The 14690-nt window shown below is 37.9% G+C and carries 10 protein-coding genes; 6 read left to right on the forward strand and 4 right to left on the reverse strand.

Features of this window, described 5'->3' with window-relative positions; translation table 11 throughout:
- Window positions 1-436: 436 nt before the first annotated feature.
- Window positions 437-1021, reverse strand: coding sequence for a cysteine hydrolase family protein (locus tag MSKOL_RS10555; RefSeq protein ID WP_231592188.1), 585 nt, complete (start codon window positions 1019-1021; stop codon window positions 437-439).
- A 732-nt stretch (window positions 1022-1753) separates the two neighbouring features.
- Here MSKOL_RS10555 and MSKOL_RS21090 point away from each other — a divergent pair.
- On the forward strand, window positions 1754-2809 hold the full coding sequence (locus tag MSKOL_RS21090) for a restriction endonuclease (protein WP_231592189.1): 1056 nt from the start codon (window positions 1754-1756) through the stop codon (window positions 2807-2809).
- Between the two features lie 105 nt (window positions 2810-2914).
- On the opposite strand, the gene MSKOL_RS21635 is transcribed toward MSKOL_RS21090, so the two are convergent.
- Together MSKOL_RS21635 and MSKOL_RS18805 are read right to left on the reverse strand one after the other, a co-directional pair.
- A complete protein-coding gene (locus MSKOL_RS21635) occupies window positions 2915-3262 on the reverse strand; it encodes a pentapeptide repeat-containing protein (RefSeq protein WP_082091239.1) in 348 nt (115 codons plus the stop codon).
- A 33-nt stretch (window positions 3263-3295) separates the two neighbouring features.
- Window positions 3296-3820 (reverse strand): DUF4405 domain-containing protein, encoded by a 525-nt coding sequence (locus MSKOL_RS18805; RefSeq protein WP_052725418.1) that lies wholly within the window; start codon window positions 3818-3820, stop codon window positions 3296-3298.
- Window positions 3821-5365: 1545 nt separating this feature from the next.
- Between MSKOL_RS18805 and MSKOL_RS10570 the strand changes: the two genes are divergently transcribed.
- The 5 genes from MSKOL_RS10570 to MSKOL_RS10590 all read left to right on the forward strand — a co-directional run bounded on the left by MSKOL_RS10570 (window position 5366) and on the right by MSKOL_RS10590 (window position 11810).
- Window positions 5366-6322 carry an ABC transporter ATP-binding protein gene (locus tag MSKOL_RS10570; protein WP_304413714.1) on the forward strand — a complete coding sequence of 319 codons (957 nt, stop codon included), beginning with the start codon at window positions 5366-5368 and terminating at the stop codon, window positions 6320-6322.
- 9 nt (window positions 6323-6331) lie between these two features.
- Window positions 6332-7732 carry a COG1361 S-layer family protein gene (locus MSKOL_RS10575; RefSeq protein ID WP_048155990.1) on the forward strand — a complete coding sequence of 467 codons (1401 nt, stop codon included), beginning with the start codon at window positions 6332-6334 and terminating at the stop codon, window positions 7730-7732.
- Window positions 7733-7862: 130 nt separating this feature from the next.
- Window positions 7863-9107: an ABC transporter permease gene (locus MSKOL_RS10580; protein ID WP_048155992.1), complete on the forward strand. Its 1245-nt coding sequence runs from the start codon at window positions 7863-7865 to the stop codon at window positions 9105-9107.
- A gap of 553 nt (window positions 9108-9660) precedes the next feature.
- Window positions 9661-10578: a transglutaminase domain-containing protein gene (locus tag MSKOL_RS10585; RefSeq protein ID WP_231592190.1), complete on the forward strand. Its 918-nt coding sequence runs from the start codon at window positions 9661-9663 to the stop codon at window positions 10576-10578.
- Window positions 10579-11165: 587 nt separating this feature from the next.
- The gene (locus tag MSKOL_RS10590; RefSeq protein WP_231592191.1) at window positions 11166-11810 is read left to right on the forward strand and encodes a YkgJ family cysteine cluster protein; all 645 of its coding nucleotides are present in this window, start codon (window positions 11166-11168) and stop codon (window positions 11808-11810) included.
- Between the two features lie 270 nt (window positions 11811-12080).
- On the opposite strand, the gene MSKOL_RS10595 is transcribed toward MSKOL_RS10590, so the two are convergent.
- Window positions 12081-14270, reverse strand: coding sequence for a CHASE4 domain-containing protein (locus MSKOL_RS10595; RefSeq protein WP_048155997.1), 2190 nt, complete (start codon window positions 14268-14270; stop codon window positions 12081-12083).
- Between the last annotated feature and the right edge of the window lie 420 nt (window positions 14271-14690).

Consider the following 14690-nt stretch of genomic DNA (forward strand, 5'->3'; position numbering starts at 1 on the left):
ACGGAAATGAACCTAAAACATATGAATATCTTCAGAAAGCAGGAAAATAGGCTTTAGATATTGCCTGTAAGATTAGTGTTCAAGTAGCTACTGAAGCATTAAAAAATTAACAAAATTAAAAAAAGTAGTAAGATTAAGAAATTAACAGGATTTTAATTAAATTTTAATACATAATTATGCTCGTGACCAAAACAAAGCAGTATAACCTCTTCTATACAGAGCTTGACAGCTTTAAGTTTACCTTCAGCAGTGACGAAATCTTTCTATCCCTTGCATTATTGATTTATAGCCTAAATCCAGGCATCAGGCAATATTCGGGCCGATTCCTATGTTAGATATTAAAAAGAGAATCGTCGGATATAACCCCTATATCTAATTAGATCAATAGAAAGCCAGACTTATTTCTCTGTCAAGAAACTTGCATACTTCGGTTTACTTAACTATACCTTCCCTCAAGCACATTCCTGATCGTCTTTACGGTCATGGCCCCAGGGGTTCCTTTCATATTATGGGGTGGCCATTCTCCTGACTTTATTTCTTCGGAATTTTCATCATGTTCGTCTTCGAGGAGCAGGATAACCTTTATGTCTTCAGGAATATCCTCGACCATTTTTGCTCCGCATCCCGTAAGTTCGCTAAAGGCTTCTCTTCCTTTTTCTTCATCAAAAGGTGCAGTACAACCTTTTACGATGTTTGTTCGAAAGCCCCTTTCAAGGAAACAAAGGCTATTAACGTAGATGCAGACTTCCTCAACCAGGCCCGTCATGAATACTTCATCGATTCCCAGCTCTGCAGCTTTCAGTTCGAGTTCGGGGTTCATAAAGGCATTTAGGTGATCTTTCGGAATCCTGATAACACTGACTGTTCCCCCTTTTACTACCTTTATTATTAGCCTGGCTATTTTGTCAACAATTGCCTTTGCCATAGGGGCTACAAGTTTTCCCTCATATAACGTTCCTTCATGTTCGTAGGTCTCATATACGAAATCGTTAGTCATATCTATAATAACCAGAGCTTTCAAAGTTTCACCACTCCTCTTTGATTCCGTACCACATTTATTTTTATCGATCTTAATTTTAATTTATTGAGCCTATCCCAAAAGATATTTTATTCTTAATCGTTAAGGGGTTTCAAAGATATTTTCATGATCTCGTGTTTGATTGAATAGTAGAAATTAAAGGCCCAAGAAGCAAATTTCAAGCTTTGGGATGAGCTCTAAATCAAGTTTTTGTGTACTATAGAGATAATTGATCTTCCTATACGGAATTGTATATGTGACAATTTCTTAACTATACTTGAGAACTTTTTAATTATAGTTGATAACTTTTTAATTATAGTTGATAACTTCTTGATAGTTGTGATTTTTCAGAAAAATTAGCACACTGTCGTTTTTCAATAATTAGTATTGCATGTAATATATTTATAATAATGAATTTTAAAAAAAGAAAGCTTTTTAATTAATTCTCTATTTTTATTATTTGTTGTATTCTGAAATGATTTCGCAGATTCAAAACCATTTGAAATTTCAACATTCAATACAGCAGCAGTCGAGCTGAAAAATTAAATGTTGAATATATTTAAGCTTCACTTTGGTAATGTGGAATGATTATGTAAAAGAAAAAAACTCGAAGTTGAAGCGAAATAGTATATCATCCGATACAATAGGTTATTGTAATAAAAAAATTAAAAAAGTGAACTGATTTTGGAATAAAACATTATTTTCATTATTACTTTTTATAAAGAGGACTAAAAAATGGAAGATTTTTCGTCAGTGGTAGATAAAAGTACTCTAACAACCCCATCAGATGTGAGTACAGTACCAATTTCATCAGAAGATAATACTATAGCAGATTCCCCAATATCTAGTACTCCTGTACCCCAGCAAAAACCTAAGTTTTCAAATATTTCCCGGAAATTTATTTATTTTTTTATAGGGTCAATATTTGTGTTTGCGGGGTTGAGTATGTTATCAGAAGGATTGTTTTTTTGGAGTTTAGTTTGCTTTTTAATTGCAATTACAACTTTTAAATTTGAAGTTGGTACTCTAATAGCTCCACCACAACCAAAGTTTTCACACATTGTCTTGTATATAGGTTATCTTATTGTAGCATCGGTTAGCTTTATCTTTGGGTTATTGACCATAGTAGGCACTCCGATATTGGGTATATTGTTTCTTTTGATGACAATTATATTTTTAAATTTTGCTTTTTTGTGGAATCCTGAAGAACAAATAAGCCGTTCAGAGGTCGCCTTGAAGAATTTTTTGAAAGGATTAGAAAAGGGGTTAGAAAAAGGGATAGAACAAAAAAGACCAAAAATAAACAGGTCAAGAGATCTAAATCCAGGATTAGATACGATAAATGTCTCCGGGATGAATTTTTTTAGCTGGTTGACAAAATGGTTAAAGCGAGAAAGACCAAAAATAAGCCGGCCAAGAGACCTAAATGCAACATTAACTAAAATAGATGTGATGGAAGGCGAGGATTTTGAAAACTTTTTGAAGTCTGTTTTTGAAAACTTAGGATATTCAGTAAAAGGGACCAGAAGAACAGGCGATCAAGGTGCAGATCTTATTCTATCAAAAGATGGGAAAAAAACTGCTGTTCAAGTTAAACGGTATTCAAGTAAAGTTTCAAATAAAGCAGTACAGGAAGTTGTAGCATCTAAAGCTTTATACAAATGTACTGAAGGTTTGGTAGTTACGAATAACTATTTTACAAATTCTGCAATTGAATTAGCTAAAGCGAATAGTATAGGTTTAATTGACAGAGACGAGCTTACAAAAATCATTAAGAAAGCATATATTTAAACAACGGTTGATATAAGGTGATGGATGTTAGTGCCATATCTATCACCGTTTGTTGTTATTACATAATACAACTACTTCTGACTTCTAATGCAAAATCGATAGCTTTCAGGCAAGAAAATTCCTTAACCGAGAATTCCTTAACCGAGAATTCCTTAACCGAGAATTCCTTAACCGAGAATTCCTTAACCGAGAATTCCTTAACCGAGAATTCCTTAACCGAGAATTCCTTAACCGAGAATTCCTTAACCGAGAATTCCTTAACCGAGAATTCCTTAACCGAGAATTCCTTAACCTAGAATTCCTTAACCGAGAATTCCTTAACCGAGAATTCAGTAACCGATGATTCCTTAACCTATGGTTTCTGAACCGATGATTCCTTAACCTATGGTTTCTGAACCGATGATTCCTTAACCTATGGTTTCTGAACCGATGATTCCTTAACTGATGACAAATGAATTCTTTTTTTGCCTTAGATTTTTACCGACCTTAGTCCACAGGCATATAGTTTGCCTCGATAACTTCACCCTCTTTCATTTCTCTTTGTCTTCCGAACAAATTCTTTGTGGTGAACACGATCCATCTCCAATGGAGTGCAATGTGGGCAACAAAGAAAACCAGCATCAGGATTCCAACTTTATCATGGATCAAACTCAAGATTTGGCCTGCTGCATGGTGGTTGAAGAACATTATAAGACCTGAATAACCAACCAAGGCAAATTGAACGAAAAATGCCAGGTCTACGAGATAGTTGAGTTTTACTTTTCTCGACTTTTTGATTTGTTTTTCTTTTCTGAAAAAGTTCTTTGTGGTGAACACGATCCATCTCCAATGGAGTGCAATGTGGGCAACAAAGAAAACCAGCATCAGGATTCCAACTTTATCATGGATCAATCTTAAGAGTGAACCTGCAGAATAGCGATTGAAATACATTATAAGACCTGAATAACCGACCAAGGCAAATTGAACAAAAAGTGCCAGGTCTACTAGATAGTTGAGCTTTATTTTTTTCATTTCCTCCCTCCTTTTTAATATTTACAGCGACATTTTTGTAAGATTATCAATTTCAGTCCATTTGATTGATTTTCGTTTTATTGATTTTTGCTTCACGAACCGTTTACATAGCGGTTCTGCTGTTCTCCAATGACTGCTGTGCGCTCCCTTAATTGGCAGAAAAAGAAATAAAGATACTTGCAAAAAATAGACATAAATAAGGGTTTACTTTCAATTTAAAAGTTAAAAAACTCATTTATTTTTAAATAAAGCTTAATTAGGAGATATTTTCCATAATTTAAAAATTTTTAACCTGTGTTTCTTAATTGTCTGTGTAATAAGAACCAGAAATTGAGAGGAAGGTAAAAAACTTTCCAGCAGATGAAATACTCCCAGAATTAAGGTAAAATCAGGTTAATTCTTGTTGGGCACTCATGAATATCCTCTTTCCTGAATGCAGGACTCCTTACTTTATTACCGTTGATAGGAATAGTAAACACAGAGTATTACTTAAATAAGCCTTCTCTGATTTTTTTCAGAAAAAAATTAGACCTAATGAGTAAAACTTGAATGTAAATAAAAAATTAATTATATGGGGAAGTTTGGGATTTCGTAGTGGTCGCTTTCACTATGTCTTCATATATATAACTTTTGCAAATACTTTTTAATGAGCTATTCCAGATTTAGCTATTCCATTTTTAACGACTCCATTTTTAGCTACTCCAGCTTTCAAGCATGTCCTGTTAGCTCGGGCATGTATCTAAAAAAATCAGATGAGTACTGGAAAATCCTTGCCTTTCAATCTCAGGTAAAATTCCGAAACTGGGGCAAAGTCCTGAAAAATAACACTCTAAACCCTAGTTTTGTCGAAGAAAACGGCTTCTATGAAAGGTCTGAAGATTTTTTGAGAAGACCCCCTAGCAAATAATACTTTACTGAGATTTAATTTTTTACTTAAAATGCAATTAAAGATTAAATTCAATAACTAACTCCTAGAAAAGCTTCATTGATAAATTAATTCCGTATATCTCCTATTTTTGCTAAGTATGCTTTTATTATTAAATGCAAATGAAGGAGATGACTGCCTTCTCCTAGAAACTGACAGGTAAGGTATCTGCATCTAGCAGATACCTTTAATCCTGTACGGCTCAATGGGAAAGAAGCAAATAGAAACAGGATACCTCGCCACTCTTAGCGACCATTAGATCAACACAAAAGTTCACCATTGAGAAGCGATAGAAGGGAGCAGTCAAACCTACACTCCAGAAAATGAGGCACTATGCAGCTTGCAGGTGCCTCAAAAACGAAGATCGATTTAAATCCTACTCCATAGATGAGGCACTGTGCAGCTCGCAGGTGCCTCAAAAACGCATACCACTAAACGCATATCACTATTATCCGTTACTAATCCTGTAATTCAAGAAGGACAGTTAAATAACAGTAAAACTTGAGTACAGTATAAAAAAGATAATTATGTGCCCTAAGATTCGATGATTCAGGCAGATATGAACAAAATCAAAATTAATCCGACAACTCTGAAGCATGAACATGGTTTAGAGGGTATGTATGACGCTTATCAAGATCATAGAGATATTTAAAAAGAAATTAAATACCTCAATTTTAAAGCCACTTGAGAAAGCAGCAGATTTCTACAGTGAATCGAAGAATGATTCCAATATAAATGGTCCAGGGGGGTTCAAGAAAAATAGCCCTTACGGCAGTCCAGCCCGTAATTTTGCTAAAAGTCCTGATTCAGGGAATGCCTCCAGGAACGTAGAGATTCCATTTATCAAACTGACCGATGTCTGGAAAATTTATCAGATGGGGGAAGTTGAGTTTGCGGCTCTTAAAGGAATAAACCTTGAGATTTATGAAGGGGAGCTCCTTGTAATCCTGGGCCCCAGTGGAAGTGGAAAAAGCACGCTTATGAATTTGCTGGGCTGTCTGGACATGCCATCAAAAGGTACTGTTTGCCTGAATTCTAAAGACATCTCAAAACTAAGTGAATCCGAACTCGCCGTCGTCCGAGGACAGATGATTGGCTTCATATTCCAGAGCTTTAACCTCCTTCCAACCCTGAATACGGAAGAAAACGTGCTTTTACCTATGGAATTCCAGGAAGAGGATCGAAAAACAGCCCGGCAAAAAGTCTCATATCTGCTTGAAATTGTCGGACTCTCAGATAAGAAAAAGAACCTTCCTTCCCAGCTTTCAGGCGGACAGAGGCAGAGAGTTGCAATAGCTCGCTCCCTCGGTGTAAACCCGCCCATAATCCTGGCAGATGAGCCCACAGGAAACCTGGACAGTAAAACAGGAGATTATATCCTGGATTTTCTGGACGGGCTGCAGAAACGTGAAGGTAAGACGATCATCATTGTAACACATGACCTTGAACTTGTAAAATATGCAACAAGAATTGTGTACATCCGAGACGGCGAGATTGAAAAAATAGAAACACATCCGAAAAACGAACAAAGTATGAAAAATGAACGAGGTACGAAAAATGAAATAAATCTAAATTGAGGAATTAAAATGAAGAAGTGCTCTTTACTAATATTTTTACTGCTGTTTTCAGCGTTCATATACCCTGGGGCTGGAACTGCGCTTGCCTCTAATGGGGATATAAAATCCGCATCTCTGGAAGTAAACCTGGCTAAACAGAACCCTGATGCTGCCCGTCCTGGAGAACCTGTTGAACTCACTATCAGCGTGCAAAATGTAGGAAATACTGACCTGAAAGACATTGCTGTCACAGTTAACCCTGAATATCCTTTCAGTAAGGTTTCCGGAGAAGACCTCACAAAAAAGGTCTCCTACCTGAATGCACGGCAGGATGATGACGATGCAGCAGTCCTTAAGTTCAAGCTTATGACAGATGCAAATGTATCGGAAGGCACATATGATATCGATATTACCACCACTGCTAAAGAAAGCGGGTCCTCATTAAACACGATTACTACTACAAAAACCGTCCAGCTTGAGGTAAGGGGTAAAGAGTACGCGCAGATTGTTACCATAAACAAAGCAAGCATTGACCTGGCACAGGAAGAACCTCTGGAATTCATAATAACAAATACCGGAAACTCACCTCTGAAAAACATGGTAGTTTCCTGGAAAGACCCAAAAGGGGTAATTCTGCCGGTATATTCGGATAATACAAAGTACATCAAGTACCTGGCTGCAGGTGACTCCGTAATCGTATATTACTCTGTAATGGCAGATATAAACGCAGACCCTGGACTCTATACTCTGGATGTAGACCTAAAATTTGAAGACTATGAATCGAATGAGAAAAGCATTGCTACCACAGCAGGGCTTTTCGTTGGTGGGAAAACTGATTTTGATGTTTCTTTTTCAGAAAGTGACCAGGGAGAAGTTTCCCTTTCAGTTGCAAATGTGGGCAACAACATGGCTTATTCCGTGAAAGTTTCAGTCCCTGATCAGGACGGTTACAGGGTATCAGGAAGCTCTTCAACGATTGTTGGAAACCTTGAGAAAGGGGACTATACAATTGCATCTTTCAATATTGTGAGCACACAGAGTCCTGGAGGAGCTGAAAGTGGAGGAACACCAGGGGTTGCAAGAGCAAGCGAGAAAGATAAAAATGTAACTTCCAGGGGTTCCAATCCCCTGAAAGTCCAGATAGAGTATACGGATGCAAAAGGGGAAAGAGTAACGGTTGATAAGGAAGTAGAACTCGAAATGACTGCCGGAAATGTGACTGCACAGGGACGAGGAAGGTCAGGAGCGGCAGGTAACAGCAGTGTATTCAGTTCATATCTGACTTATATTGTTTTAATAGCGGTCGCAATAGCAGGTTTATTCGTTTACCGCAGAAAAAAACAGGCCGAAAACGAGAAAAAATCCGGAAATAAAAAGTCTGAAGACCAGAAGCACGGCTCAGGAACAGGTTCAGGGACAATTAGAGATTGAAAAGAAAATCTCCATAGAAAATGGAGGGTGCAAGATGAAAAACACAAACCTTTTCAAAAAACTGCTTGTCTGCAAGCCTTTTTAAAAAAGGCTTAAGCGAAAATCCCAGCAACGAACGGAAAGATGCGAGATGAGAAACTCAACGTACCTGAAAATGGGTCTGAACATGCTTGTGCATAGCAAGCTCCGAAGCTGGCTGACCATTATTGGAATAGTTATAGGGATCGGATCTGTTGTTGGCATCCTTTCCCTTGGAGATGCTATGCAGGAACAGGTGCAGAGCAGGCTCGCCGAAATGGACCTGACGAAGATAACCATAAGTCCGGGGTATACCAAAGCGTCATCCAACATGCCTGGCCCTCCTGGGATGAGGGGTTCATCAACAGACGCTGAATTAACAGATGATGACATCGAGGCTCTCCATGGACTGGATGGAATACAGTACATAGCAGGAGATATTTCCGGCAGTGAATCAGTGATTTACGCAGCGCAAAATGCAACTCTCTCAATTACTGGTGTGGATCCTCAGGTCTGGAAGTACATGACTACCCTGAAAACACAATCCGGAAGATTGCTTGAACCGGCTGATAAATATGTTGCAGTTATAGGAAGCGGGGTTGCAAGTGGAATTTATGACCAGGAAATAGGGGTCAATCAGGTAATAACTGTAAACGGTAAAGCCGTACGCGTTGTCGGCATCCTGGAAGAAGAAGGTGGACGTGGAGACCGAAGCATTTACATGCCGATCGATGGGGCAGTAAACCTGCTTGATGACGCAGAAGAAGGTGTTTATGATAGCATCACGGTGAAAGCCAGGAGTGAAGATCTGGTTGATGAACTGATGGAAGATGTCGTGGATAAACTCATGGTTTCAAGACACATTATTCAGGAAGATGACAGGGATTTTTCAGTGACAGCTTCGAAATCGATGGCCGAGTCTGTTACCGAAATGACGAGTTCAATGACCCTGTTTCTTGGAGCTATTGCAGCCGTATCCCTGCTTGTAGGAGCCGTCGGGATTGCAAACACGATGTTTACCTCTGTCCTGGAAAAGACAAAGGAGATCGGGACCATGAAAGCCATTGGGGCAAAAAACATGGATATACTAATGATTTTCCTCTTTAATTCCGCAATGGTGGGTCTTGTTGGTGGTATCCTTGGAGATATTCTGGGAGCATTTGTTTCAACTCTCTTCCCTATGCTGGGTCTACAAATGATGAGAGGAGCAAGTTCAGGTTCTTCAGAAATTTATTTTGCTCCTGACCTGATGGCTTTCGGGCTTCTCCTGGCAGTTTTAATAGGAGTAATCTCAGGAATCGTCCCTGCATACAGGGCTTCAAAGTTAAAACCAGTAGATGCACTGAGATACGAATAAACGGAAAAGAAAAGGAATCACCTCTTTCTTAATTTCCTGCTTAATTTGAGACGAAGAAGAAAATGGAAGGTGTAGATTATCAGATATCGCAGTACCGGGAATCAAGAGTTTGACTGAGTTGCCGGACTCACTGACTTTCGGAGAAAAACTTTAGAAAAACTTTATATCAGTTAAAGAGTCACGGTTTAACCTCAATAAAACTTTGAAGATTTCTACATTTTTCGTCTCCTGCTTCCATTCCGAAATTCTTAATCTATATAGAAAATTTATGGAAAAAAATGCATTACAGTGAGAAAAATGTATGAATTTTATGAAGAAGTTTCAGAACCTGAGTTTCAGAACCTGAGTTTCAGAACCTGAGTTTCAGAACCTGAGTTTCAGAACTGGGCTTTTGACATGTTGAATCATGAACAGAAAAAATTAGTGTGAGAATATGAAGAAATTGCAAAACATACTGGTAGATGATTGAATGAGAAAAATGAATCTAATTTTGACAGTTGCCCTTATATTGGCTATATTTCTTTGTACTGGTGCGAGTGCTAGAAATGTAGAAATGGGAAGCAGTCCAGAATACAGGAATACTCTAGATTGGTTATCTGTTGAACCTCAGAATCTTGGGGTTCAGTGCTGCAGTTTCGTAGGTACTATTGAAAGTGGAGTACATGAGTTTCAAAACTTAAATTTGAGATTTTCTCTGTCTCCTGGAGAAAGAAACATAAATATGCCACAAAATTTCCAACCCACTTATAATAATGGAGGACCTCAACAGTTACCTCCGGCTGTCTCCAGAGAAGATCCTTCAAAAGGGATATCTCCTGACATGAGGTCCAGGAGTTTTCTGGACGAACAATACATAACGCAGCAAAACACTTCCTACTATCAATCCTGTGTTACCCCATATGCAGATGCTGTAACCTCTTACCTTGAGGAAAATGATCTTGACAATAAGTACGAGATATACCAAGCCGCTTTATCGTGGACCTGGGTATCCGATGAGACCCTGAACGGTGTAGATGAAAAATGGCTTACTCCAACAGAGTTTCTTGATGAAACCCCTGCATATTCCAGCAATCCGGATTATGGAGAGCCTGTCAGTGATTGTGAAGAACAGGCAAATACTCTTGCATCCCTGCTGATTGCTTCGGGAGAATATAATGAAAGTACCGTGCGTGTGGCTATAGGAAAAGTAGATTTTGGAAATGTCAGTGGTGGACACGCCTGGGTAGAAGTTTATGAAGACGGGGAATGGTTCCCACTTGACCCAACTGAAGGACCCTACTACGATGATGACAATTGCTCTATAGTGTCTGCGGATGTATCAGACATCGATTATGATGAGTACCTGGAAAGTACATATCCGGCTGTAAGAGTCTGGTATTATTACAATGACAAGTACTTTACGGAAGTAGGAAAGCAGAACGGAGATGTTCCAGCATTCTGGGACGAACAACCGGAAAGTTATCCTAACTGAACACCTGGCGGATAAGGTATTTCCAATCTTCGCAGAATTATCAAGTGTTTTAGATCCTTGAGAAATCGGTATTCGAAAAAAGAAGGGAAGGAACACCTCAGAGATTTTCGTTCTTTTCATTTAAGGGAAGCGAAAAACCAGAGGCACTTCCTTTCATGCTTCATTTTTGAGCCTCAGATTGTCTTGCCGGGATCGAAAAATTTCTTTTATTGGAAGCTATTTCTTCTTATTTTTTAATGATTAACAGATGTCCCATGTTTTACTTATTTAGAGTTAAACTTAATATATTTTCTCACCCCTTGACTCCTGAAAGGTGGGGGCATCTTTTAAAACTTTTATAGTATATATTTTTTTCGTAAGATGGACGTTTCAAAATTAGTCTTTTTAAATATAATCTGATTATTATTTTTTAGTATCTGAAAAAGGAAGTATGATCAGGAATACATGTAAATATAACTTATGAAAAATATATGCAATGGTAATGCTATAAGAGTGGGTTTACAGGTCGATTTCAGGCAAATAATGTGAAAATATATACAGATTTTCAAAGAGGTTTTTGGGTGTTATACAAGAAAATACCAATTCAAATGTATGAAAACTTTCACAATATATTCAGTGGAAGTAATCAAAATACTTTAAAAATCTGCAGGGAATGTGGTGGAGTGTGCGAGCATAATAAAATCGGAACTCTGTTGCCCGGGGAAGAGGAATATATGGCAAAAAAACTGGGTATAAGTGTTTCGGAATTCAAAATTCGCTACCTTGATGCTCTAAAAATGGATGACGAAACTTTGATACATGTATTAAAATTAGGGAAGTTGTGTCCATTTTTAAGTGAAGAAAATAAAGAATGTGGGTGCCGGAATTTTAAGCCTATATTCTGTAAAATCTATCCTGTAGTTTTGACGCTTGAAGATAACAAAATAAATTTTACAATAGATAAATGGTGCAAACTGTCAAGAAAAAAAGCTTGCAGGCTTTATTTTGAAACTGCCATCCCGCTTTTGTTAAGCCTTGCAATTCCGATAGAATGGTTAAGACATGTAATTAGCTATGATAATCTCTGCTTTGACTACGATCAATTGAAAAAATACAGGCGCGGAAAAAACAAGTATGCAATTTTTTCTCTGGAAGAATTGTTGAGTTTGCAGAAAGCCGAGATCAAAGCCACCAGTCTGCGTGTTGACTTCAGTCATGATTTTGGTCAGAAAGTGGAAGAACTTGTTTTTTAACTTTAAACTGGAATGGTCGAGTCCAAGCGCTTGCAGGAGTTGAGTTCGCGATCTGGCAAAATCAACTTTTTATTTTTCAGCTTTCCTATCTTTTTCAGCTTTTTTGTTTATCGGACTTACGGCACATGGAGTACAAAATCAAGCACTTTCGAAATTGTGACTTGTTTTGTGTTTCAGACAGTTGAAGGTTTAATGCTATTGATTTCTCAGTTCAACTGCGTAAGTCCTAATTTTTTTCAGCTTTTTTATCTTTTTCCGCCGTTTTATCTTTTAACTCTGTACTTTACCATCTAACCTGGCAGTCCCATCTTCGACTTTAATACCTTCTATCGGAATCACGAAAGCAAAGGTGCTCCCCTCTCCAGATTCGCTCTTGAACCATATATATCCGCCGTGCAACTGTACAATCTGCTTAACCAGAGAAAGACCAAGCCCAGTTCCCTGAAATTGCTTGGACAAAAATGAATCCACCTGGCTGAAAGGCTTGAAAAGTTTACTCTGATCCTCAGGTTTAATCCCGATCCCTGTATCCGTGACAGTTATTTCTACCATATCTCCCTTTTTTCTTGCCCATATTTTTACAAACCCGTTTTCATAGGAGAATTTTATGGCGTTATCCACAAGGTTGTACATTATCTGAACAAAACGGGCTTCGTCAGCATATATATTCGAAAGGCTGCTATCTATATCGATTTCAATTTGAATATTTTTCCGATCGGCGATAGGAGATAAAAGATTTTTTATTATGTAAAGCTTACTGGCAAGATCAAACTGTTTATAGCTTAGTTCCATTTTTCCAGCTTCTATTTTAGAGAGATCCAGGATGCCATTTATTAAATTCAGAAGGTGTTTTCCACTTTTCGAGATGTTCCCGACGGATTTTAGCTGTCTTTCATTCAGTTCGCCGTAGACCTGTTCATACAGAAGGTCAGAAAACCCTATAATAGAGTTAAGCGGGGTTCTCAGTTCATGGCTCATATTCGCCAGAAATTCGCTCTTGGTACGATTTGCGGCTTCTGCGATTTGCTTTTCCTGAAGGAGGGTTTCTGTGGCTTTACTTTCCGTAATGTCCCTACACATTTCGAGGACTCCTATAATCTTCCCACCCTCTTCAGTTACAGGAATTGCCTGAACAATCCAGACTCTGCCATCTTTCCCCGTAAATTCTCCTGATTTTTTATTACCTGTCATGAAAATCTGTTCAAGATCCAGGGAGTCGGATAATGGGATACTTATATCAGGGGTATTCTTAAGGCGTTGACCCATTGCTTTTTGAAGATCTATCTTCATAAATTCCAGTGCAGCTTTGTTCGCCCAGATAATATAAAGTTGAGGGTTTACGAAAATAGCCAGCTCATTTAGAGAGTCAAGCAGGACCTTCTTTTCTCGTTCCTGTGCCTTTAACTCCTGTTCGGCAAGCTCTATTTCATTTAACATTCTGTTTATTTCCTTTGAAAGACGGTAAAGTTCATCGTTGTTTTTAAGAGGCAATCTTCGGGAAAGATCCTTTTCCGACCGGACTTTGGTAACAAAATTATCAATTCCTATTAACCTTGAGATAAATAACTTATCAAACGCAAATTTAACCCCTACTCCGGTCATGAGACCGGTTAGCAAAAGGAAGAAATACATGTTATTCAGGGTTTTCTCACCGTACTTATAGAGTTCTCTTGGAAAATCCGCCCTTATAACAAGAGCGGGCTTGCCTGATACATCTAACAATTCAAAATAACCAGCTACTTTATTTTCGCTAAGGGGTTCGACAATAATTCTATCCTGGTTCTCTGAAAGGCTTTTTAATTTGGTCTGGAAATCAGGAGGCAAATCTTCATCAATTCTGTACATTGAAAGGGAAGAACGAGTAGAATCTTTGAAATTATTAAGGAGTACGTCGTCGAAATATCTCCCAAAAATCAAGGTGCCTTTCATAGGCCCATTATATTTTGTCGTAAGGATCGGATGGCAGGCAACAAACATAGGATCTTCATCGAGCAAAACGAAACCGCTCTTCTTGTCATTTTCGGATTTTGAAAGAAGAGTTCCGTCTTCAACCATTCTAAGAAGCTTTTTCGGAATTGGTTTTTCCTCTCCAGTATACATATCTACTGATTTTGCATAGACAACAGATCCGGATTTATTTACAAAAAGCATCACATTAACCTTAATTCCTGTAAGAGTTTGATTCTGAAGGTTTACTTCCGTATAATTCGGATTCTTGTCTTCAACAAAACTGCAAGTATCATCCCAGCAAGCCCAATCCTGTACTGTACGATTAAGATATCCCTGCTCGGTTGAAATGACATTTTGCACCCTTTCTACATTGTCCGCGGTGTCCACTTTTTCAAGCTCTAAAAAATTGGAAAGCTGCATATTATGGGTGAGTGTAAACGCAGCTGTGAGAACGCCAAAAATTAAGAAAGTTATTAGAAGAACCTTTTTACTAATATCTATTCCAGACACCCCAAAAACTTATTATAAGAACTAGTGTCTTGGCAATTTAATTGTTGAGCATAATCCTGGTAGCTTCTCATCAGAATACAATGATTTTGAACTCATTAGATAATTAATGAATTTATCCCAAAACTCAAAATTCGTTTTATATATTTTGTATTTCAAGTGACGACCCGAGCTTTTGATCGTGAAAATAATCGGAGTAGTCCTTATCGGAGTGATCCTGATAATTGAGAGCAAAAATGGGTTTTGGGATGAGCTCAATAACTAAATTTTCTGACACTAGCTTGAAAGTAATATATTATTGATATTAAAAAGGTGAGAAAGTATATAAATTTTAGTAGATGTTAGACAGAGTTTAAGATCAATTGAGGTTTGTTCTTCCTTTTTCATCAAGGGATTCTACCTAAAGAGATAAGATAAATGAAT

It is taken from the genome of Methanosarcina sp. Kolksee (genome assembly GCF_000969945.1).
Lineage (GTDB): Archaea > Halobacteriota > Methanosarcinia > Methanosarcinales > Methanosarcinaceae > Methanosarcina > Methanosarcina vacuolata.